Origin of the sequence: Spiroplasma endosymbiont of Poecilobothrus nobilitatus (assembly GCF_964030655.1) — a bacterium.
In the GTDB taxonomy this organism is placed as follows: Bacteria; Bacillota_I; Bacilli_A; order Mycoplasmatales; family Mycoplasmataceae; genus Spiroplasma.
In genome coordinates this window covers 489,824-511,523 of sequence record NZ_OZ034915.1, presented here as the reverse complement: position 1 = coordinate 511,523, position 21,700 = coordinate 489,824, and the positions used below count along the sequence as shown (strand labels likewise).

Sequence of the window (21,700 nt, the reverse complement as noted above, 5' to 3'; positions counted from 1 at the left end):
TTTGGACAAATTTTATGTAGAATAATAATTTCTGTATTGCACTGGTGTTAAATAATTTAGTTTGCTATGAATTCGATTATTATTGTTCCAATTAATGTAATCAAATAATTCTAATTTAAAATGCTCAACGTTTTTAAATTTATTATTTTTAATAAATTCATTTGTATGTTGATTCCGTAACAGCATTGTCATAAGGACAACCTGGTTTACTGTAAGATTTTTGAATCCCATTTTTAACTAACAGGTTATAAATAAGATTATTATTGAATTCACTGCCTTGATCAGTATGAAATATTTTAATATTGCTTAATGAAAATTGAAGTTTATTAAAGCTGCTTTCAACTAATTTGGCATTTTTGTGTAAACTTAACATCATAACCAATAATTTCTCGATTAAATAAATCAACTAAGAAACAGACATAATATCATTTGTTACTAATAAAAACATAGGTTAAATCACTGACAACAACTTCATGTAGTTTATAACTATCAAAATCTTGATTTAACAAATTGTTATATTTATATGTAACATCAGTTGTATTTGAATGTTTGTATTTGATTTTTGTATAATTTGAAATTAAGTTATATTTTTTCATTATGTTGCTAATTTTTACACGAGATAACATGATATTTTGCTGAGCTAATATAACTTTAATTTTGCGTGTTCCATAATTTTTACGACTTTTTAGAAAAATACTGATAACAGCATTATCAATGTTTTGAGTATTCTTGGAATTATTTGCTTTTAATTGATAGTAATATGTTGATCTAGCAAATTTCAATGTTTTACATAAATTAATAATTGGATATTTTGCTTTGTTATTTTTAATGATTGCTATTTTTTGAAGATTATCAGTGTTGCTTGCTTTAAAATGTCATTTTCCATTTCTAATTGTTTAACTTTTTTACGTAATTGAATTAATTCGTTTTATTCTGGCGTTCTATTGTCTTTAGCTTTAAATGAGCCCCGAGTTGCTAAATTGGTGAGCTCATTTCCAAACAGTAGATTTACCAATTTGATAATCATTGACTAATTGTTCAGGAGTTTGACCCATTTTGTAAAGACCAACAATTTGTTGCTTAAATTCATCAGTATAATGATTCTTTGCCATAATTACACCTCCATTGTAGTTTAATTATAAATATTTACTCTACATTATTGTTGTCCAATTTATCTTAACCCATCCAAATAGAGTTATTTGATTTAATGGTCGTGTTATTTTATGAAAAGCTTGTTGAACCAGTTCGGCTGTTTTATTCGGCCCAGCACTATAACCAATCATTTCACGATTAAACAAGTCAATTAATAAACAAATATAATGTCATTTAGCGCCAACTTGAACATATGTTAAATCACTAACAATAACTTCATTAGGTTTTTTGTTGTTAAATTGACGATTTAAAATATTATTAATTTGGTCATTATTGACTGTTGTTTTATGATTATGATATTTTAATTTGGTGTATTTAGAAACCAAATTATTTTTGATCATAAAGAATCTGATTTTTCGCCGCGATAAGATGATATCTTTTCTGTTTAAAATAACTTTAATTTTGCGACTTTTATTAAAGGCACTGATAATTTCTTGTTCATAATTATTAACTTGCTTGTTAATACATTTATTAGTTTGATAATAATACGTTGATTTTGATAAACCCAAAATCTTACATATTTTTCTTACTGAATATTTTGTTTTGTTGTTATTAATTATTGTTATTTTTTGGCCATTATCAGTGCGGCTTGCTTTAAAATGTCATTTTCCATTTTCAAGTCTTTAAGTTCTTTTCGTAAAGTTATTATTTCATTTTCTTCTAGTGTGCGATTGTCTTTTGCTTTAAATGAACCAGAATTATTATAATTTTTAACTCAACTATAAATAGTTGGTTTTGATAAATTATATTCTTGCCCTAGATTAATAACACTTTTACCATTTTTATATAGCGTGACAATTTGTTTTTTAAATTCTTCAGAGTATGAAGTTTTATTTCCCATTTTTATATTCCTTCTTTCTTAATAATTTTATCTAATTTTGAAGTCTATATAATTATGGTCCTAATAATTGTAGCCTATCCAGATTTTCAATTCGTTCATGAGTAAAAAATGACAACAATAAAAAATGAGTTGTTGTTGTTCGCGGATTAAATTCACATAAATTCCGTGCAATTTTTTTTGGTTTAATTTATCTTCGGTTAGGTTATAATATTCTTGTTTTTGACCAACGAAATCATGGCGAATCAACTACTAAAATGACAACAATGGGTTACTATGAAAAATATGATTTAGCAGTAGTAGTTGATTTTTTACAAACTAAAATTGATCCAAAATTAAAGGAACTTAATTTTCATGGTCGGTCAATGGGAACTTTTGTTATTATGGAATATTTAAAATTTTCATTTGATAAAAATAAATTAATTAATAGTACTGTTTTAGATTCAACAATTAGTAATTTAAATGTTTTATATCGTTATTATATGTTAAAGACAAAAGTTAATTATTATGAACATTATTATGCAATTCGTCGTTACGCAATTGAAACACGTGGGTATGATCCAGAACAAATTAATCCTGGTGAAAATTTGGAAGCATTAGCAAAATTGCCAGTGTTATATATCTTAAATAAGAAAGATCATGCAACACCATATATAATGGGGCGGGTGGCTTACCAAAATAAGCGTAAGTATGAAAAACAAAAAATTAGTCGTCGGATTGTTTTTGATTGCGATCATGTTCGCGGAATATATCATAATTTAACGGAATATTTAACATCAATAATAAATTTTATTACAACTGTAAAAAGAAAATAGTGATAAATAAAGTTATTTATCACTATTTTCTTCTTTTTTATTTTTAGTTTTATTTTTATTAAAAACACGGCACATACCATTGTTAAGGCTATGCAAACTAATGCGAAAAATAGTAAAAACAATAATAAAGATAAAAGCAATAAAACATGCTGCTTGTACTCTTGAAAATCCTGAAATAATTGGATTATCAATGTCTAAAAATGGATAAGGATATGCTCAAGTAATATTGCCATCTTGTTTTCAAGCCACTACTCGCACAATAACATACATTAAATAAAAAAATGGATAACTTAAACTAATTCATCAATCTTTTTGTAAAAAGTCTTTTTTTCAACTAAGACGATGATCACCAAATGACAAGAAGGTATAACCAAAAAAAGAATTGGCATAATAAAATGAGGAACAACAGTACAACTAATTTGTGCTTTACTATATTCAGCAATTGTTACTTGTCCATTTTCATAACCAATAATAATTCCAATTCAAAAAAAAAAAAAAAACATTAATAAATTTCAGTTTAAAATACTTAATTTAGCATTAGTTGAAAAAAACCAACTTTTTTTGTTCACGATGATGATTAAAAATTGCTAATATTAACCAAGTAATAGTTATGATATTAACTTGAACAGAATAAAAACTTAATAAGATAGATGTCATAATTTTGCAAACTAGTAAACTTTGTTCCTTTTACATATCAAAATTCTTTAAAAATATCCATGTAAAATCCATAAGTTAAGAACCCAAAAGCTAAACTGACAATTATTACTTTATAATATCAGAGATAATCTTTGTATCAAATCCGATAATTTCAACGTTTCATAGTCCCTCCTTGGTATATTTTACATACTATCACATAAAAATTGTTTTTTTAATTACATCTAATCCTTTTTTCGGTTCTTTTTAAAAATAATTTTGTTTATTAATAAAATTATTCCTTTTTATAAAATGCTTTGTTATAATACTAGTAAGTTAGAAAAAGGTGAGATAATGGCAAATAAAATTAAAGTTGAAATAATGCAATCTTTGATTGCTCGTGATTTAACAATTATTATGCAACGAGAAATTCGTGATGAAATTTTAAATACTATATCAATTCATGCTGTCAAATTATCAAATGATTTAAGTCATGCAAAGGTTTATTATTCATCATTATTAAATAAATCAGAGGCAGAACTTCACAATATTGTTCAAAATTATAAAAATGAAATTCGAAGTAAATTAGCGCATAAATTAGAAATTTATCGTTGTCCGGATTTAGAATTTGTTTTTGACCATTCATTAGATAATGCGAATAATATTGAAGCAATCTTGCAAAATTTAAAATAAGAAACCTTATCAAAGCATAAATACATAGACATTAAATAATGTTTATTAGCTAGTAAAAAAATACTATGGAATGTATAGTGCACCCATTTTAGTAATTACTAATAAAAAGTATTTACTATTTTTTAATTATATCTTTTTCTTTACGATTTGAATATCATGTATTTCATTTTATAACATCTTGTATATATTCTTCATGTGAATTATATATTTTATTATGGATTGTAGCTTTCTTAAGTAATGAATGAAAACTTTCTATAACAATATTATCTGCACAGTGGTATTTTTTCCTCATTGAAATTATAATACCGTTAGATAAACATTTATCGTGATAAATAGTGGATGTATATTGATATCCGTGATCTGAGTGAATTATTATTACATTCAGATATTTTTTTATTAATTTTATTTTATTAATTGCATCATTTAAATTATCCATTACTAATTTATTGTCATTATATTTAGATCACTTTACATCAACTATTTCTTTAGTATATCCATCAATAATTGTTGATTGATAATATCTTTCTCCTTTTCAAATTAAATATGTTACATCAGTATATAGTACTGAAAACCTTGTTTTTATATCATTGAATTTACGTTTAATTAAATCAGGATATTGCAATAAGCTTTTTTCTTTATTCTGTTTATACTTTATTTTTCTTCTCATTTTTCTTACATATTCAGGTTGTATTTGATTATCACGCATAATTCTTAAAACTTTTTTTGAATTATATTTTATACCATAATCTTCTTTTAAATTGGATATGCTACAATTATTAGGACCATAATTATATAGACTTCAAAATTAGATAAAATTATTAAGAAAGAAGGAATATAAAAATGGGAAATAAAACTTCATACTCTGAAGAATTTAAAAAACAAATTGTCATGCTATATAAAAATGGTAAAAGTGTTATTAATCTAGGGCAAGAATATAATTTACCAAAACCAACTATTTATAGTTGAGTTAAAAATTATAATAATTCTGGTTCATTTAAAGCAAAAGACAATCGCACACTAGAAGAAAATGAAATAATAACTTTACGAAAAGAACTTAAAGACTTGAAAATGGAAAATGACATTTTAAAGCAAGCCGCACTGATAATGGCCAAAAAATAACAATAATTAATAACAACAAAACAAAATATTCAGTAAGAAAAATATGTAATATTTTGGGTTTATCAAAATCAACGTATTATTATCAAACTAATAAATGTATTAACAAGCAAGTTAATAATTATGAACAAGAAATTATCAGCGCCTTTAATAAAAGTCGCAAAATTTATGGGGCTCGCAAAATTAAAGTTATTTTAAACAGAAAAGATATCATCTTATCGCGGCGAAAAATCAGATTCTTTATGATCAAAAATAATTTGGTTTCTAAATACACCAAATTAAAATATCATAATCATAAAACAATTGGAATGGCAACACTTTTTAGGACACTTTTTATATAGACATTTGTTTTCTAAAAGTAACTGGAGATAAATAATTTAAACTGCCATGAATTCGAATATTGTTATATCAATGCACAAAATCAAAAAGTTCGTATTTTAATTGTGTTAAATTTTTAAATTTTTTACCCTTAATAAATTCAGTTTTAAAAGTTTTGTAAGTTGTTTCAGCCACAGCATTATCATAAGGGCAGCCTTTATTGCTTAATGATCTTTTAATATTAAAAGTTATTAAAATTTCATCAATGATTTTATTTTTAAACTCATTACCACGATCAGTATTAAATAGAGTTATTTGATTTAATGGTCGTGTTATTTTATTAAAAGCTTGTTGAACAAGTTCGGCTGTTTTATTCGGCCCAGCACTATAATCAATTATTTCACGAATAAACAAGTCAATTAATAAACAAATATAATGTCATTTAGCGCCAACTTGAACATATGTTAAATCACTAACAATAACTTCATTAGGTTTTTTGTTGTTAAATTGACGATTTAAAATATTATTAATTTGGTCATTATTGACTGTTGTTTTATGATTATGATATTTTAATTTGGTGTATTTAGAAACCAAATTATTTTTGATCATAAAGAATCTGATTTTTCGCCGCGATAAGATGATATCTTTTCTGTTTAAAATAACTTTAATTTTGCGAGCCCCATAAATTTTGCGACTTTTATTAAAGGCGCTGATAATTTCTTGTTCATAATTATTAACTTGCTTGTTAATACATTTATTAGTTTGATAATAATACGTTGATTTTGATAAACCCAAAATATTACATATTTTTCTTACTGAATATTTTGTTTTGTTGTTATTAATTATTGTTATTTTTTGGCCATTATCAGTGCGGCTTGCTTTAAAATGTCATTTTCCATTTTCAAGTCTTTAAGTTCTTTTCGTAAAGTTATTATTTCATTTTCTTCTAGTGTGCGATTGTCTTTTGCTTTAAATGAACCAGAATTATTATAATTTTTAACTCAACTATAAATAGTTGGTTTTGATAAATTATATTCTTGCCCTAGATTAATAACACTTTTACCATTTTTATATAGCATGACAATTTGTTTTTTAAATTCTTCAGAGTATGAAGTTTTATTTCCCATTTTTATATTCCTTCTTTCTTAATAATTTTATCTAATTTTGAAGTCTATATAATTATGGTCCTAATAATTGTAGCCTATCCATATTTCATTTTATAACATCTTGTATATATTTTTCATGTGAATTATATATTTTATTATGGATTGTAGCTTTCTTAAGTAATGAATGAAAACTTTCTATAACAATATTATCTGCACAGTGGTATTTTTTCCCCATTGAAATTATAATACCGTTAGATAAAAATTTATCGTGATAAATAGTGGATGTATATTGATATCCGTGATCTGAGTGAATTATTATTCCATTCAGATCTTTTTTTATTAATTTTATTTTATTAATTGCATCATTTAAATTATCCATTACTAATTTATTGTCATTATATTTAGATCACTTTACATCAACTATTTCTTTAGTATATCCATCAATAATTGTTGATTGATAATATCTTTCTCCTTTTCAAATTAAATATGTTACATCAGTATATAGTACTGAAAACCTTGTTTTTATATCATTGAATTTACGTTTAATTAAATCAGGATATTGCAATAAGCTTTTTTTTTTATTCTGTTTATACTTTATTTTTCTTCTCATTTTCCTTACATATTCAGGTTGCATTTGATTATCACGCATAATTCTTAAAACTTTTTTTGAATTATATTTTATACCATAATCTTCTTTTAAATATTTAGTAATTCTTCGATAACCAAATTGTTTTAAATTTTCTTCATAGACTTTTACAATATCATTTATTGCTTTTTTATCTTTTTTGCTACTGTCATAATTTTTATATTTATTTCAATAAATACGTTTTAACCCTGTTACTTTTAGTAATAATTTTATTGAATATTCACGACAATTTTGTTTAATAAAAGAGACTATTCTTAGTTTGCTTAATTGTAAAAGTCATGGATCTTTTTTAATAATTCATACCTTGTTTTATAATATTCTAAATTTCTTTTGTCAAAAGAAATTTTAGGTCCTTTAGGATTGTTTAATTTTCCTTTTTTATGATTTGTTCATCAAGATTCTACTGTATTTGCATTTATATTATATTGTTTTGCTACTATTCAACAACTTTTTTGTTTAATTTCCTAAATGATTTTTGTTCTAAATTCTGATGTATATTTGTTATATTTTTGTCCTTTTTTGCCATATAAAAATGCACCCCCTATAAAAATTTAACAAATGCTTTTTTTATTTTACATACTTTTTGGGGTGCAGTCTTCTTCTGTTAATTAATAATTAAAGTATTCTTTTCTTATTTTAATTTTTAAAAATAACTATTTCCCCAAAATTTTAGAATCAATATCTGAAATAAAGATTAGATGTAAATCCGGATTAGTTGTTTCAAGTAAAATCATCGTATCATTAATTGATTTAACTTTAAACTTAATATTATTAATATTAATTCGCATTTCTAGTGCTGATGCTAAATCAGTAATTTCAGTAGCTGTTTTCCATGCCCCCTCTTTTTCATCCTGATATTCAATTTGAACTAATCAACTAACTAATTCTATAGCATTATTATCAATTGTTTCACTACTATGTCCACTAATTTTTAATATTGATGGTATAAGTTTTTTAATTTGCCCATTAAGTGGAATTGAAAAATTAAAATCTCAATTAATAAGTTTTACTTTTATTGATAAATCAGTTATTAAATCGTAATTAAATAATTGATTAATAAACGCTTTAATTTTATCAATAGAAAGGATATCAATAAGTCCCTCTGTCCCGGATGTTTTTAATTGTCAAAAACTTGTCGGAATTTTTTCATATTTAATATTAATCGTTGTAGTTGATATTCATAAATCAACTTTTACTACAATTGAAATTGGAGTTCTATTAGCTGACCATTCACCACTTTTGCTTTTTCATCCTTCTAACAAATTATGTAAAATATGTTCTAAATTAATACTAAATTGAAGGGTTCTTTTTTTATTTTTAGTACTTTGAATATTTTTATTAACATCTAAAAACCCATCATTGTTAATTTCTCGTGGCTTTTCAAATAAATATTGTAATAGTAATAAGATTAAATTTTGTGATTTTTGTTGCTCACGTTTTTCAAGAACAAAATTACGGAAATGAATAATATCTGGTGCTAAACTATTTAAAATATTAAGATATTTTGCTTTAATTTTTATTTCTGAAGTAGTACCAAACAAGAGATCTTTCTTTATTGTTTCATTAATTTCACCATTTTTAAGCACTTCATCAGCAAGTGGCAAATTCATTAATTCATTATTAACAAAGGCTTCTCATTTTTTTCAATTTTGATCATCCGCATTAAATGAAGTTGGAATAACTTTTGGCAAATTATCAAAAAGATGAAACGTTGTAATTAACGATAAAATCTTGCCAATTGCTAAGTTAGTGCCTTGAAATGGAAGATTCATTTTAGATAAAACCATTGTCATACTTTTATTTAATTTTTGAACTGTATCATTTGTTCATTTTAAATTATTAGTAGCAACAGGAATTAAAAAATTTGAATCATTTGTTTTTGGATTAGTTAATTCTTTATCTTTATAATCAGCAACAACTGTTAATTCCCCATAATGAGTAGTTCCATCTTCCGCAATTTCAATAGGCGTAAAATTTGTTTGTGTTAGCATTAAATCATCACTAAATTCTTTAAATTTACTTTCTAAAATGCTGAAAGCAGCAGCATTATTAACAGTTTGGTATTCATTACTGTCAACAACAAGAGGTGACAATTCACTAAAACTAGTTAATCGTTTAATAATTCGATTTTTTTCATAATCAACACTAGTTCCCCCATTTTTATCATTTTCTCCCCCACTCGTTGTATCAATATCACGGTGCCCAGCAGGGGTAGGCGCACATCCACCCAAACCAAAAACAGGTGAACTTGTTAAAATAACACTGCTTAAGATAACTAAAATTTTTTTCATTATTTATATCTCCTTTTTTATTTTTTAATTTTTAAAATTTTATTTAATTAAAAATAACATTTAGAAGACTATGCTAATTTAAACACTCTTGTTGATAACCGTTTACAATAATTTTTAATTCTTTTTCACTGCGTTTATTTACTAGCATATGCATTTGTAAAGACTTAATAGCATTATCTAATTCACATAAATTAATGAAACTAAAATTTTCCCTAATATTTTGTTGTTTTAAAATTAATGAAAGTTTTTTAAACATAATTGTACTATTAACAGAAAAAGCAAGGGAAATTAAAACAAAAACATTTTGTGAAAATAATACAAGAGAAATATTATTTTCATTTAAAGCACGATGAAATGGCTTAAATGTATTGATATAATCTAAAATTTTATTAATTATGACAATCTTTAAATATTTTGTTCAATATTGTTTAAAAAAATATATTGTTGCAATAAACGAAATAAAAAATAGAAAAATAATAATAATCATATTGTCTGAGCCTTTGATACTAGCCTTATGAATTGCAAATATTGTTATTAAACTAACTTTAAATATAATTGAAAAAAGACAAATAATTGAATCATTATAATAATTAGGAAGCAATTGTTTACCAATTAAGATTCATAAACTAATTAAGAAAACTGTTGAGGAAAGGAGATTACGAAGAACCAATAAATTCGTTGTATCCATTAGTAAAAAATAAAAACTAGCTTGAATTCCAACTAAAAAAATAATTGTTAAACTTTGTTTTGTTTTTTTCTTTAAAACAGTAAGATTTGTAAGATATGAAACAAAATAAACAACAGCAAAGAAGACTAATATCTTAGCAATAAATAATATTAATGGTCAATCAATATAATTAATTTCAAATAGCCTGTTCATTTTACTACACCTTACCTTTAAAGAATTATTTTACCTTATTTGCAAATATTATATAGATTTATTGTCAAAAATGCAAAAATGTTTTTTTAAAAATAAATGTTATAATTAAAGTGAGTTTAATAATATCAATAATTAAAAATTATTAATATTATTAAAAAATATAGTAGGAGGTAAAAACAGCGATGTTGCCAGAAAAAATTGATCTTTTTATCGATGAACATGTTGATAAACCCTTATCAGAATATATTAAAGAGAATCCAAGATTTATTTTAGAATTTGTTAATAACTTATCATGAGAAGAAAAATTTGAATTAATTAATGATTTTGTTACAGAAAATGATGAAATTAATCACGCAGTTAATACTTTAAATAAATATCTTTCTTTATTTATTGAAGAGGAAATTAAAGAACGCATTATTCAGAATATTTCAGAAGAAGAATATTTATGTCATAAAGCAATTGTTGAAATTTATGAAAAAGATAAAAATGAAGGAGAATTAAATAAAAAAGATTCTTCTAATTAAAAAAATAATACATTTAACCAAATGTATTATTTTTTTAATTAATTACTTTTATTTAAAGAGAATTTAAAATTATATTTTTAAAATATTTTTTATCAATAATCTTTCCGTTTTTATCTAAATAAATAGTAATTGTCACTTCAGTATTATCATTTTTTTCTAATTGACTAGTTGTTAAGCCATTATATGGTTTTCCTGTCATAATTTCTTGACAACCACTTTCTTTTAATTGATCAATAATATTACCATCTGGAAATTTGTGGCTTGCTGCTCCCGAAAAATTACTCCATGATGTATTTTCCTCATCATATGTAGCTGGAATATAACAATTTTCTGGATTTAATTTTTCAAAAAACGATTTATTAAGAGAATTCTTACTTCCATGATGTGGCACTTGATAAATATCAATATTTTTAAAAATATCAGGTTTTTGGCTAGCAATAGCTTCTCCAAGTTCTTTTTCAGCATCACCAGTAAATAAAAAATCTGTTGGTCCAATTTTAAAATATAATACATTTGATAAATTATTTCGATTTACTTGTTTTTTATGACTTTCTTTATCAAGAAAATCTTTTGCATAATAACTTCAATTATGAAATTTAATACCCTCAAAAATATAAAATTCTTCCAACTTATCATAAATTTTTGTATTAGGGCTAATTGAATCAATAAATTTTTTCATAAATTAATTTGCTTCATTATTAAAAATAATATTATCAACTTGGAAATTATTTAAAATACTTCTGAAATTTGAATAATGATCAGTATGAAAGTGACTGAAAAAAATAGCAGAAATCTTATTAATTCCCTTTTCTTTTAAAACCTTAGTTGGTCAAATATTGCCATTATATAATTTAGTATTTAATACACGTGGTGGCCCGCCAATCCCAGTATCATAAACAATTGCTGTATCACCTTTTTTATAAATTGAAATAAACCACTACCAGTTTATAACATTGTATATTCATAATATGGTTTTGTTTCATCATCTATTGATACTTTCACATCTTGAGAATCCTCATTAGGTTTAGCATCAATATTTTCATTTGGTAAATTTGCTTCTTCTGAACTATTTGAACAAAATGTACAACTCACAATAGAAGCAACAAATATATTATTTACTGATAAACTAGTTAATAAAGCTAATATTTTTTTCATTTAATATTTACCTCGCTTTCTTTATTAATAAACAATAATTTGTTAATTTAAAATACAAGCAAAAACAAACAAAACTTTTCTCATAGTCTGACCTGATTGTAGCATTGCATAAATTAAAATGGTTTGCTATTTTTTAATATATTGATGTCCGTATTAAATTTTAAAAACTAAAATTTTATCTTTATCAAATTATTTGTAAAATTATAATAATAAATTACAAATAATTTGATAAATGTTAAATTTATTTTTGTTTATATTATTTTAGATCATGATAACTATATAATGAATTTTGAAAAATATTAAATAGTAAAGGTAGTAATAGTAATGAAAAAACAAAAAAAATAATTTATACAACTAACATAGTATTAATTTTTATCGCAGGATTTTTATTAAGCATTATTTTATATCTGCTATATCATACTTATTTAAACCAAAAAATAATAGTACTAAATACAATTATTAGTAACCCAAATTTACAAGCAATTAAAACTAATGGTTACCATCTTCCAACAGAAGAGCAAATTAAAACTACATTGAAACAAAAGTTCCCAGCATTAAATATTAATAAAATTAAAATTAAAAATAATATTATGGCTACTACGGCTACAATTATTTCTAATGATTTTAAGATTTACCGAGGTTCAGTTACTCTTAATTATCTTATTTATAAATCAGTGTTAAATCAAATTAATTTTTTAATTTTGTAGAAAACTATTGATGAAATAAAAAAATCATCAATATGATAACTTTAAAAGAAAATTATATAAACTTTTAATATTGTTATTTAACTTTTTTATACGTTAAAATATAATACCGATGATTGTTGGTTTGGCGTTAAACCTTTATGCTGGTATTTTAATTTTCAGTGATTTAAATAATTTTGAATGTTCGTGAAACCTAAGCCATGATAATGAATTAAGGATTCTTTAAGATTTGATTGTAATTTACTAATTTTATTTAACTTCCGATAACTAGCATCAGGATTTGTACTAGTTTTAGTTGCTAATAAAATAGAATTTGTTTGTTTTGCTACTAATAAATATAATGGTTGTATGTCAGAAATAATAATTGAATTTTCTTTGATTAATTGTTTATTAATATTTTCAATAATTCACTGTTTTTGTAATCGTTTTGTGTTGGTTGATTTAACATAAATATTATTATTGCTATCAACAGCCATTTGAATACAACATTTATTGTTGGTTGAAAATGAATCAAGATGAATTTTTCTTTTATCAAATTTATCTTTAAAATTACTGGAATGGCAACACTTTTTAGGACACTTTTTATATAGACATTTGTTTTCTAAAAGTAACTGGAGATAAATAATTTAAACTGCCATGAATTCGAATATTGTTATATCAATGCACAAAATCAAAAAGTTCTTATTTTAATTGTGTTAAATTTTTAAATTTTTTACCCTTAATAAATTCAGTTTTAAAAGTTTTGTAAGTTGTTTCAGCCACAGCATTATCATAAGGGCAGCCTTTATTGCTTAATGATCTTTTAATATTAAAAGTTATTAAAATTTCATCAATGATTTTATTTTTAAACTCATTACCACGATCAGTATGAAATAGAGTTATTTGATTTAATGGTCGTGTTATTTTATGAAAAGCTTGTTGGACCAGTTCGGCTGTTTTATTCGGCCCAGCACTATAACCAATTATTTCACGATTAAACAAGTCAATTAATAAACAAATATAATGTCATTTAGCGCCAACTTGAACATATGTTAAATCACTAACAATAACTTCATTAGGTTTTTTGTTGTTAAATTGACGATTTAAAATATTATTAATTTGGTCATTATTGACTGTTGTTTTATGATTATGATATTTTAATTTGGTGTATTTAGAAACCAAATTATTTTTGATCATAAAGAATCTGATTTTTCGCCGCGATAAGATGATATCTTTTCTATTTAAAATAACTTTAATTTTGCGAGCCCCATAAATTTTGCGACTTTTATTAAAGGCACTGATAATTTCTTGTTCATAATTATTAACTTGCTTGTTAATACATTTATTAGTTTGATAATAATACGTTGATTTTGATAAACCCAAAATCTTACATATTTTTCTTACTGAATATTTTGTTTTGTTGTTATTAATTATTGTTATTTTTTGGCCATTATCAGTGCGGCTTGCTTTAAAATGTCATTTCCCATTTTCAAGTCTTTAAGTTCTTTTCGTAAAGTTATTATTTCATTTTATTCTAGTGTGCGATTGTCTTTTGCTTTAAATGAACCAGAATTATTATAATTTTTAACTCAACTATAAATAGTTGGTTTTGGTAAATTATATTCTTGCCCTAGATTAATAACACTTTTACCATTTTTATATAGCATGACAATTTGTTTTTTAAATTCTTCAGAGTATGAAGTTTTATTTCCCATTTTTATATTCCTTATTTCTTAATAATTTTATCTAATTTTGAAGTCTATATAATTATGGTCCTAATAATTGTAGCCTATCCATACCTTTGTGGATTTCTTTAATAAATGTTTCATCGATTTGAATTTGGCCATTTAACTTTTTAAATTTTAATTGGGTGTTTTCTAATTGTTTTGATTTCATTATTTTTTGGCGATTATATCAAGCGGTTTTCGGTAATGTTTTAATAAAGTGGGAAATCATTTTACTAGATTGGCCTAATAATGAAATTTGAATCAATAAATTTCACTGTTCATAATTTAAATGACTTCAATACGTAAAATGATCACGAAAAGCATCAAAACTAGCACGACATTTTTTGCATAAATATTTTTGTTTTCCTTCAGGATTATTACGATTTTTAACACAATAAAAAGATTGACAATTAGGACATTTAATACCTTTATCCCTAAATTTTTGATCAATTTTATTTAAGCGTTTTTGTTTTTTAATTAATTCTGCTTCTTTTTTGACTTTTTCATGAAATTCTAAAAATTGATCATCTGTTAAACTATTTATTAATTCTTCAATTATTTTTTCCATTAATTATTCACCTCTTATATTAAAAATATACCTAATTTTAGGTATATTTTATAAATATCAAGAGTTTTCTACAAAATTAAAGAATTAATTTAAATCAACAATATGTTCCAAATCAAACTTGAATGCAACAACGTGGCTATAATGGCTTATGAATTAGTAACCATCCAGCAACAGATCTTGAAAAAAATTTAACAAATGCTTTTTTAAGTCATGCTGAATATCCTAACTTACCATTTTATGAAAAACCATAATTTAATTCATATGAAGAATTATCAAATTTTTTAAATCCAAAAACTAAATCATCTTTAACAAATTTAATTAATAATTATTATCCGACATATATTAATAAATTAAAACAATTAATGGTAAGATTTTATAAAATTACAGCTAGTAGTTGAGGAAAAAATAATGTTCATAATGTATTAAAATGAATTGATATTGCTCAAGTTCTTGATGCAGATGGATATGGTCATTTTTACCATCATATTCAGATTCATGCACAAACATTACAATGTTATTATAATGCTATGGGAAATCACTCATTTTATAATGGTTATTCTTCTGTTCTTGATCCTTTTAGAGTTTTCTTTCATGAATTAGGACATATGTTAGATCATTTTTTAAAAGATAATATGCATATAAGTATAAGTAATAAACTAAAAGATTTTTTAATAAGTAAAATTATTAATTTTAATAATTGACAAAGTTTAGACAAAGAAAAAATTTTTAAATTATTTCATCTTAGTTCATATTCTTTTTCTATTTTATATGAGGTTATTGGTGAAGGATTTGTATATTGGTTTTTAATACCAAATAATGGATAGGCTACAATTATTAGGACCATAATTATATAGACTTCAAAATTAGATAAAATTATTAAGAAAGAAGGAATATAAAAATGGGAAATAAAACTTCATACTCTGAAGAATTTAAAAAACAAATTGTCATGCTATATAAAAATGGTAAAAGTGTTATTAATCTAGGACAAGAATATAATTTACCAAAACCAACTATTTATAGTTGAGTTAAAAATTATAATAATTCTGTTTCATTTAAAGCAAAAGACAATCGCGCACTAGAAGAAAATGAAATAATAACTTTACGAAAAGAACTTAAAGACTTGAAAATGGAAAATGACATTTTAAAGCAAGCCGCACTTATAATGGCCAAAAAATAACAATAATTAATAACAACAAAACAAAATATTCAGTAAGAAAAATATGTAAGATTTTGGGTTTATCAAAATCAACGTATTATTATCAAACTAATAAATGTATTAACAAGCAAGTTAATAATTATGAACAAGAAGTTATCAGTGCCTTTAATAAAAGTCGCAAAATTTATGGGGCTCGCAAAATTAAAGTTATTTTAAACAGAAAAGATATCATCTTATCGCGGCGAAAAATCAGATTATTTATGATCAAAAATAATTTGGTTTCTAAATACACCAAATTAAAATATCATAATCATAAAACAACAGTCAATAATGACCAAATTAATAATATTTTAAATCGTCAATTTAACAACAAAAAACCTAATGAAGTTATTGTTAGTGATTTAACATATGTTCAAGTTGGCGCTAAATGACATTATATTTGTTTATTAATTTACTTGTTTAATCGTGAAATAATTGGTTATAGTGCTGGGCCGAATAAAACAACCGAACTGGTCCAACAAGCTTTTCAAAAAATAACACGACCATTAAATCAAATAACTCTATTTCATACTGATTGTGGTAATGAGTTTAAAAATAAAATCATTGATGAAATTTTAATAACTTTTAATATTAAAAGATCATTAAGCAATAAAGGCTGCCCTTATGATAATGCTGTGGCTGAAACAACTTACAAAACTTTTAAAACTGAATTTATTAAGGGTAAAAAATTTAAAAATTTAACACAATTAAAATACGAACTTTTTGATTTTGTGCATTGATATAACAATATTCGAATTCATGGCAGTTTAAATTATTTATCTCCAGTTACTTTTAGAAAACAAATGTCCATATAAAAAGTGTCCTAAAAAGTGTTGCCATTCCACTTTTTTTAACATCACATCTTCATAACCAGGAATATCATATTATTGAATATCTCATTTTTGTGCTAATTCATCAGAAGTTAATGCCATTGTATCAAGATGCAAACGCTTGGTTAAATACATAATATACTTTTTACAATATGCTTCTAAATCATTGTCAGTTTTTTTCTTCAAGTATGATGAGTTAATAAAAACCGTTTGTCATAAAAAACATAAAATATTTTAATATAAAAAGCATTATTATGGATATATTCTTGTAATTGATCATCAGGAACAAGACGATAACTATGGTCAGTAACGAAATCTTGCTGAAAATCTTCCTCATCTTTATGTTTCTTGACCATACTATTGTAAATCCTCCTTCGTAAAGCCATATGGTAGTAAATCTTTAATTGTTAAAACATATGATTCACCTTTTTGATTATAAATTTCAATTGGAATCCGATGATCAACTAATTCTCATAAAAATTGCCGGCATATTTTGCAAGGAGAACCTGCTTGTTTACTGTCAGTATATAAGTAAAATTTTATAATATCTGTTTTACGATAACCTAACGCATAAAACTGTGCCAAAGCTGTCCGTTCTGCACAAATCGTAGCAGCATATGCTGCATTTTCAACATTAACACCGATAACTTCTGTACCATCTTTTAACAAACAAATTGCACTAACACGAAAATTTGAATATGGTGCATAAGCTTTTTTACTTAATAATTTTAGCTTTTCAAAATAAGTTGGCATTTTATTAACTCCCCCTTTTTAACTAATGTGTAAATATAACTTAATAACATCCACTAACGGTGGTAACATATTATTAATAATCCAATTGCAATTGCCAAAATAGAATTAATTAATGTTGCCGCGGCACAAATATCTTTAATTTTTTTTGCTTTAATTATTAATTATTATATTCAAATGATAATAAATCAACAAAATTTTCAACCATTGTATTAATTAACTCAAAACTAATGACAATTCCAATGGTTAATAATAAAATTGCTCATTGAACATAGCCAAACTGGTTAGGAACCATTTTTTGCAATCAAATTCCTAGACCAATAACAACCAATGACACAATAAAATGAATAATTAAACTTGATTCTTATTTAATTGCTGTATAAATTCCACGAAAAGCATTTGAAAATTTATTCCGTAATTTAAAAAATATTTTTTTCTTGACTGGTGACTCTTTTGCCATTATGTATCCCTTTCTTCTTTCTGTTTTTATTTTATTGGAATTCGATTAATTTGTAAATCATTTAATACTTTTCGTTGTAAATTAAACATTTTTTCTTCATCAGCTGGAGTTTGATGATCATAACCTAAAATATGTAACATACCATGAGTAAATAAAAAAGCAAATTCACGACGAAGAGAATCGTTATATTCAGCAGCTTGAGCAAGGGCTTTTTCATAGCAAATAAAAATATCCCCTAAACTGCGTAGTCCGGTTAATTGAAATAAATCAATCTTATTTTCTTCTTCTAAAGCAAAGGTAATAACATCAGCGACATAATCTTTGTTACGATATTTTCGATTAAGTTCTAATTGTTCTTGTGCATCAACAATAATTAATGATAATTCTAATGGCTCAGTTATTGCTAACAAAGTTTTAATTTTTTTGAAAATTGCATTAAAATCATCTTCATATGGTTTAATATCAAACTTTGTTTCATTGTAAATCACAAAATCATCTTTCATTACCTCACCAGACCCTTCTCTTTTTTTATTATAACAAATTAAATCATTATCTTTAGTAAATAAGATAGCATTACAAAAGTTGAGATTTTACAAAAAAATATAAATAAAAACAACTAAACAAATTAAATAAATTTACTAAAAACCTAATATTAAGCATTTTTTTGCATTACTTAATTAATAAGTAAATTTAATTTTGGATAGGCTACAATTATTAGGGCCATAATTATATAGACTTCAAAATTAGATAAAATTATTAAGAAAGAAGGAATATAAAAATGGGAAATAAAACTTCATACTCTGAAGAATTTAAAAAACAAATTGTCATGCTATATAAAAATGGTAAAAGTGTTATTAATCTAGGGCAAGAATATAATTTACCAAAACCAACTATTTATAGTTGAGTTAAAAATTATAATAATTCTGGTTCATTTAAAGCAAAAGACAATCGCGCACTAGAAGAAAATGAAATAATAACTTTACGAAAAGAACTTAAAGACTTGAAAATGGAAAATGACATTTTAAAGCAAGCCGCACTGATAATGGCCAAAAAATAACAATAATTAATAACAACAAAACAAAATATTCAGTAAGAAAAATATGTAATATTTTTGGTTTATCAAAATCAACGTATTATTATCAAACTAATAAATGTATTAACAAGCAAGTTAATAATTATGAACAAGAAATTATTAGTGCCTTTAATAAAAGTCGCAAAATTTATGGGGCTCGCAAAATTAAAGTTATTTTAAACAGAAAAGATATCATCTTATCGCGGCGAAAAATCAGATTATTTATGATCAAAAATAATTTGGTTTCTAAATACACCAAATTAAAATATCATAATCATAAAACAACAGTCAATAATGACCAAATTAATAATATTTTAAATCGTCAATTTAACAACAAAAAACCTAATGAAGTTATTGTTAGTGATTTAACATATGTTCAAGTTGGCACTAAATGACATTATATTTGTTTATTAATTGACTTGTTTAATCGTGAAATAATTGGTTATAGTGCTGGGCCGAATAAAACAGCCGAACTGGTCCAACAAGCTTTTCATAAAATAACACGACCATTAAATCAAATAACTCTATTTCATACTGATCGTGGTAATGAGTTTAAAAATAAAATCATTGATGAAATTTTAATAACTTTTAATATTAAAAGATCATTAAGCAATAAAGGCTGCCCTTATGATAATGCTGTGGCTGAAACAACTTACAAAACTTTTAAAACTGAATTTATTAAGGGTAAAAAATTTAAAAATTTAACACAATTAAAATACGAACTTTTTGATTTTGTGCATTGATATAACAATATTCGAATTCATGGCAGTTTAAATTATTTATCTCCAGTTACTTTTAGAAAACAAATGTCTATATAAAAAGTGTCCTAAAAAGTGTTGCCATTCCATTTTTATCTTTTTTGCTACTGTCATAATTTTTATATTTATCTCAATAACTACGTTTTAACCCTGTTACTTCTAGTAATAATTTTATTGAATATTCACGACAATTTTGTTTAATAAAAGAGACTATTCTTAGTTTGCTTAATTGTAAAAGTCATGGATCTTTTTTAATAATTCATACCTTGTTTTATAATATTCTAAATTTCTTTTGACAAAAGAAATTTTAGGTCCTTTAGGATTGTTTAATTTTCCTTTTTTATGATTTGTTCATCAATATCCTACTGTATTTGCATTTATATTATATTGTTTTTTTACTATTCAACAACTTTTTTGTTTAATTTCCTCAATTATTTTTGTTCTAAATTATGATGTATATTTGTTATATTTTTGTCCTTTTTTTGCCATATAAAAATGCACCCCCTATAAAAATTTAACAAAATCTTTTTTTATTTTACTTACTTTTTGGGGTTCAGTCTTAGTTGTTCTTTTTTTATTTTTTGTTAGTTGTAAGAGACAATTAGGACATTTAATACCTTTATCCCTAAATTTTTGATCAATTTCATTTAAGCGTTTTTGTTTTTTAATTAATTCTGCTTCTTTTTTGACTTTTTCATGAAATTCTAAAAATTGATCATCTGTTAAACTATTTATTAATTCTTCAATTATTTTTTCCATTAATTATTCACCTCTTATATTAAAAATATACCTAATTTTAGGTATATTTTATAAATATCAAGAGTTTTCTACAAAATTAAAGAATTATTCTAATATTATTTAAAATAAATTATAAAATAAGTTATAATATAAAAGTAATATTTAATACGATTAGAAAAAGGGTGGAAAATAATGATATATATGTTAGCAACAAATGATAATTTATTAATTTCACAAACAATTTTAATCATTGTTTTATTATGTTTAGCAATTGTTTTTTGCTGTTATGGCATTATTGCTGCGCGAAAAGTTGCAATTGCTGCTAAGAAATTTTATTATTTTGTTGAAGACTTAACTTATAAATCAGAAATGTTAAATTCTACTGTTGATAATGTTGTTAAAGTTTCAAATTATATTGATGTTTTTGAAGCTTTTGCAAAATGAAACGTTAAAGCATGAGTGAAAATTATTGCTCGTAATAAAGACATTGCCTATCGAATTGTTGATAAATTAAAAGATTTTGCTAATTCTGATGAGAAGGAATAATTATGGCATTTAAATTTGTTAAAACATTGGCAGTGATGGTAGTAGGAATGTTAATTGCTCCGAAAAAAGGTTCAGAATTACGACAAGATTTCATTAATTTAGTTAAAAAATATAATCCACAACTTAAAAAAATGGTTAATAAAATTGAGATTGTATGAAAAAAATCGCAAGAAATAGAATCAGATTAAGTTGCATCTGATATTGAA

The 21,700-nt window shown here is 24.0% G+C and carries 33 protein-coding genes and 2 pseudogenes; 11 read left to right on the top strand and 24 right to left on the bottom strand.

Annotated features, from left to right (window positions below; genetic code table 4):
* Positions 1-12: 12 nt before the first annotated feature.
* From AAHM76_RS08420 to AAHM76_RS02940, 6 genes are all read right to left on the bottom strand, one after another.
* Complete coding sequence (locus tag AAHM76_RS08420) at positions 13-186, bottom strand: IS3 family transposase (RefSeq protein ID WP_425289436.1); 174 nt, start codon at positions 184-186, stop codon at positions 13-15.
* Positions 149-376 carry a hypothetical protein gene (locus AAHM76_RS02960; protein ID WP_342256614.1) on the bottom strand — a complete coding sequence of 76 codons (228 nt, stop codon included), beginning with the start codon at positions 374-376 and terminating at the stop codon, positions 149-151. Before AAHM76_RS02960 ends, AAHM76_RS08420 begins: the two co-directional genes overlap by 38 nt.
* A complete protein-coding gene (locus AAHM76_RS02955; RefSeq protein ID WP_342256613.1) occupies positions 327-782 on the bottom strand; it encodes an IS3 family transposase in 456 nt (151 codons plus the stop codon). Before AAHM76_RS02955 ends, AAHM76_RS02960 begins: the two co-directional genes overlap by 50 nt.
* 174 nt (positions 783-956) lie before the next feature.
* Entirely contained in the window at positions 957-1,112 is a 156-nt protein-coding gene (locus AAHM76_RS02950) for a transposase (protein WP_342256612.1), read from the bottom strand.
* A gap of 39 nt (positions 1,113-1,151) precedes the next feature.
* Complete coding sequence (locus AAHM76_RS02945; RefSeq protein ID WP_342256611.1) at positions 1,152-1,661, bottom strand: DDE-type integrase/transposase/recombinase; 510 nt, start codon at positions 1,659-1,661, stop codon at positions 1,152-1,154.
* 53 nt (positions 1,662-1,714) lie between these two features.
* Entirely contained in the window at positions 1,715-1,993 is a 279-nt protein-coding gene (locus AAHM76_RS02940) for a transposase (protein WP_342256610.1), read from the bottom strand.
* An 89-nt stretch (positions 1,994-2,082) separates the two neighbouring features.
* Between AAHM76_RS02940 and AAHM76_RS02935 the strand changes: the two genes are divergently transcribed.
* Positions 2,083-2,805, top strand: a complete 723-nt coding sequence (locus AAHM76_RS02935; protein WP_342256826.1) for an alpha/beta hydrolase — start codon at positions 2,083-2,085, stop codon at positions 2,803-2,805.
* Between the two features lie 12 nt (positions 2,806-2,817).
* Here the strand turns inward: AAHM76_RS02935 and AAHM76_RS02930 are convergent, their stop codons facing one another.
* Positions 2,818-3,165: a hypothetical protein gene (locus tag AAHM76_RS02930; RefSeq protein WP_342256609.1), complete on the bottom strand. Its 348-nt coding sequence runs from the start codon at positions 3,163-3,165 to the stop codon at positions 2,818-2,820.
* Positions 3,166-3,792: 627 nt separating this feature from the next.
* Here AAHM76_RS02930 and rbfA point away from each other — a divergent pair.
* Positions 3,793-4,131 carry a 30S ribosome-binding factor RbfA gene (rbfA, locus tag AAHM76_RS02925; protein WP_342256608.1) on the top strand — a complete coding sequence of 113 codons (339 nt, stop codon included), beginning with the start codon at positions 3,793-3,795 and terminating at the stop codon, positions 4,129-4,131.
* Between the two features lie 115 nt (positions 4,132-4,246).
* Here rbfA and AAHM76_RS02920 read toward each other — a convergent pair whose 3' ends face one another.
* On the bottom strand, positions 4,247-4,837 hold the full coding sequence (locus AAHM76_RS02920; RefSeq protein WP_342256607.1) for a DDE-type integrase/transposase/recombinase: 591 nt from the start codon (positions 4,835-4,837) through the stop codon (positions 4,247-4,249).
* A 134-nt stretch (positions 4,838-4,971) separates the two neighbouring features.
* Between AAHM76_RS02920 and AAHM76_RS02915 the strand changes: the two genes are divergently transcribed.
* Positions 4,972-5,250 carry a transposase gene (locus AAHM76_RS02915; RefSeq protein WP_342256319.1) on the top strand — a complete coding sequence of 93 codons (279 nt, stop codon included), beginning with the start codon at positions 4,972-4,974 and terminating at the stop codon, positions 5,248-5,250.
* Between the two features lie 53 nt (positions 5,251-5,303).
* Entirely contained in the window at positions 5,304-5,588 is a 285-nt protein-coding gene (locus AAHM76_RS02910; protein ID WP_342256606.1) for an IS3 family transposase, read from the top strand.
* On the opposite strand, the gene AAHM76_RS02905 is transcribed toward AAHM76_RS02910, so the two are convergent.
* The 5 genes and pseudogenes from AAHM76_RS02905 to AAHM76_RS02890 all read right to left on the bottom strand — a co-directional run bounded on the left by AAHM76_RS02905 (position 5,581) and on the right by AAHM76_RS02890 (position 10,488).
* A protein-coding gene (locus AAHM76_RS02905) for an IS3 family transposase (RefSeq protein WP_342256605.1) occupies positions 5,581-6,692 on the bottom strand; the annotation gives its coding sequence in 2 pieces (ribosomal slippage) (positions 5,581-6,449 and positions 6,449-6,692; 1,113 coding nt in all). The two genes, AAHM76_RS02910 and AAHM76_RS02905, sit on opposite strands and share 8 nt — an antisense overlap.
* Before the next feature lie 52 nt (positions 6,693-6,744).
* Positions 6,745-7,320 (bottom strand): DDE-type integrase/transposase/recombinase, encoded by a 576-nt coding sequence (locus tag AAHM76_RS02900; RefSeq protein ID WP_342256604.1) that lies wholly within the window; start codon positions 7,318-7,320, stop codon positions 6,745-6,747.
* Between the two features lie 21 nt (positions 7,321-7,341).
* Positions 7,342-7,407, bottom strand: a pseudogene (locus tag AAHM76_RS08415) (hypothetical protein); the annotation flags it as partial.
* A gap of 563 nt (positions 7,408-7,970) precedes the next feature.
* The gene (locus AAHM76_RS02895) at positions 7,971-9,608 is read right to left on the bottom strand and encodes a hypothetical protein (RefSeq protein WP_342256603.1); all 1,638 of its coding nucleotides are present in this window, start codon (positions 9,606-9,608) and stop codon (positions 7,971-7,973) included.
* A gap of 73 nt (positions 9,609-9,681) precedes the next feature.
* Entirely contained in the window at positions 9,682-10,488 is an 807-nt protein-coding gene (locus AAHM76_RS02890; protein WP_342256602.1) for a hypothetical protein, read from the bottom strand.
* A gap of 182 nt (positions 10,489-10,670) precedes the next feature.
* Between AAHM76_RS02890 and AAHM76_RS02885 the strand changes: the two genes are divergently transcribed.
* Positions 10,671-11,012: a hypothetical protein gene (locus AAHM76_RS02885; protein ID WP_342256601.1), complete on the top strand. Its 342-nt coding sequence runs from the start codon at positions 10,671-10,673 to the stop codon at positions 11,010-11,012.
* A gap of 52 nt (positions 11,013-11,064) precedes the next feature.
* On the opposite strand, the gene AAHM76_RS02880 is transcribed toward AAHM76_RS02885, so the two are convergent.
* From AAHM76_RS02880 to AAHM76_RS02855, 6 genes and pseudogenes are all read right to left on the bottom strand, one after another.
* Positions 11,065-11,691, bottom strand: coding sequence for a hypothetical protein (locus AAHM76_RS02880; RefSeq protein ID WP_342256600.1), 627 nt, complete (start codon positions 11,689-11,691; stop codon positions 11,065-11,067).
* A gap of 3 nt (positions 11,692-11,694) precedes the next feature.
* Positions 11,695-11,895 (bottom strand): MBL fold metallo-hydrolase, encoded by a 201-nt coding sequence (locus AAHM76_RS02875; protein ID WP_342256825.1) that lies wholly within the window; start codon positions 11,893-11,895, stop codon positions 11,695-11,697.
* Positions 11,896-11,957: 62 nt separating this feature from the next.
* On the bottom strand, positions 11,958-12,167 hold the full coding sequence (locus AAHM76_RS02870) for a hypothetical protein (protein WP_342256599.1): 210 nt from the start codon (positions 12,165-12,167) through the stop codon (positions 11,958-11,960).
* 793 nt (positions 12,168-12,960) lie between these two features.
* Positions 12,961-13,347 carry a hypothetical protein gene (locus tag AAHM76_RS02865; RefSeq protein WP_342256598.1) on the bottom strand — a complete coding sequence of 129 codons (387 nt, stop codon included), beginning with the start codon at positions 13,345-13,347 and terminating at the stop codon, positions 12,961-12,963.
* A 106-nt stretch (positions 13,348-13,453) separates the two neighbouring features.
* Positions 13,454-14,565 (bottom strand): annotated as a pseudogene (locus AAHM76_RS02860) (IS3 family transposase).
* Between the two features lie 52 nt (positions 14,566-14,617).
* On the bottom strand, positions 14,618-15,145 hold the full coding sequence (locus AAHM76_RS02855; RefSeq protein WP_342256597.1) for an IS1/IS1595 family N-terminal zinc-binding domain-containing protein: 528 nt from the start codon (positions 15,143-15,145) through the stop codon (positions 14,618-14,620).
* 122 nt (positions 15,146-15,267) lie between these two features.
* Here AAHM76_RS02855 and AAHM76_RS02850 point away from each other — a divergent pair, with 122 nt between their 5' ends.
* The 3 genes from AAHM76_RS02850 to AAHM76_RS02840 all read left to right on the top strand — a co-directional run bounded on the left by AAHM76_RS02850 (position 15,268) and on the right by AAHM76_RS02840 (position 17,155).
* Positions 15,268-15,396 carry a hypothetical protein gene (locus AAHM76_RS02850; RefSeq protein ID WP_342256596.1) on the top strand — a complete coding sequence of 43 codons (129 nt, stop codon included), beginning with the start codon at positions 15,268-15,270 and terminating at the stop codon, positions 15,394-15,396.
* 111 nt (positions 15,397-15,507) lie between these two features.
* Positions 15,508-15,969: a hypothetical protein gene (locus AAHM76_RS02845; RefSeq protein ID WP_342256595.1), complete on the top strand. Its 462-nt coding sequence runs from the start codon at positions 15,508-15,510 to the stop codon at positions 15,967-15,969.
* A 74-nt stretch (positions 15,970-16,043) separates the two neighbouring features.
* Positions 16,044-17,155, top strand: a protein-coding gene (locus AAHM76_RS02840; protein ID WP_342256594.1) for an IS3 family transposase whose coding sequence is annotated in 2 segments (ribosomal slippage) — positions 16,044-16,287 and positions 16,287-17,155 — 1,113 coding nt in all. Because the reading frame shifts where the segments join, the coding sequence is not laid out codon by codon here.
* Positions 17,156-17,328: 173 nt separating this feature from the next.
* Here the strand turns inward: AAHM76_RS02840 and AAHM76_RS02835 are convergent.
* From AAHM76_RS02835 to ybeY, 4 genes are all read right to left on the bottom strand, one after another.
* A complete protein-coding gene (locus tag AAHM76_RS02835) occupies positions 17,329-17,526 on the bottom strand; it encodes a hypothetical protein (protein ID WP_342256593.1) in 198 nt (65 codons plus the stop codon).
* Position 17,527: 1 nt separating this feature from the next.
* Positions 17,528-17,923 carry a cytidine deaminase gene (gene cdd, locus AAHM76_RS02830; protein ID WP_342256592.1) on the bottom strand — a complete coding sequence of 132 codons (396 nt, stop codon included), beginning with the start codon at positions 17,921-17,923 and terminating at the stop codon, positions 17,528-17,530.
* Between the two features lie 157 nt (positions 17,924-18,080).
* Positions 18,081-18,224: a diacylglycerol kinase family protein gene (locus AAHM76_RS02825; RefSeq protein WP_342256591.1), complete on the bottom strand. Its 144-nt coding sequence runs from the start codon at positions 18,222-18,224 to the stop codon at positions 18,081-18,083.
* 182 nt (positions 18,225-18,406) lie between these two features.
* Entirely contained in the window at positions 18,407-18,883 is a 477-nt protein-coding gene (gene ybeY / locus AAHM76_RS02820; protein ID WP_342256590.1) for an rRNA maturation RNase YbeY, read from the bottom strand.
* Positions 18,884-19,158: 275 nt separating this feature from the next.
* Here ybeY and AAHM76_RS02815 point away from each other — a divergent pair.
* Positions 19,159-20,270, top strand: a protein-coding gene (locus AAHM76_RS02815; protein ID WP_342256589.1) for an IS3 family transposase whose coding sequence is annotated in 2 segments (ribosomal slippage) — positions 19,159-19,402 and positions 19,402-20,270 — 1,113 coding nt in all. Because the reading frame shifts where the segments join, the coding sequence is not laid out codon by codon here.
* Positions 20,271-20,714: 444 nt separating this feature from the next.
* Here the strand turns inward: AAHM76_RS02815 and AAHM76_RS02810 are convergent.
* Positions 20,715-20,969 (bottom strand): hypothetical protein, encoded by a 255-nt coding sequence (locus AAHM76_RS02810; protein WP_342256588.1) that lies wholly within the window; start codon positions 20,967-20,969, stop codon positions 20,715-20,717.
* Between the two features lie 171 nt (positions 20,970-21,140).
* Between AAHM76_RS02810 and AAHM76_RS02805 the strand changes: the two genes are divergently transcribed.
* Together AAHM76_RS02805 and AAHM76_RS02800 are read left to right on the top strand one after the other, a co-directional pair.
* Positions 21,141-21,494, top strand: coding sequence for a hypothetical protein (locus AAHM76_RS02805; protein ID WP_342256587.1), 354 nt, complete (start codon positions 21,141-21,143; stop codon positions 21,492-21,494).
* 2 nt (positions 21,495-21,496) lie between these two features.
* Complete coding sequence (locus tag AAHM76_RS02800; protein WP_342256586.1) at positions 21,497-21,682, top strand: YtxH domain-containing protein; 186 nt, start codon at positions 21,497-21,499, stop codon at positions 21,680-21,682.
* Positions 21,683-21,700 lie beyond the last annotated feature (18 nt).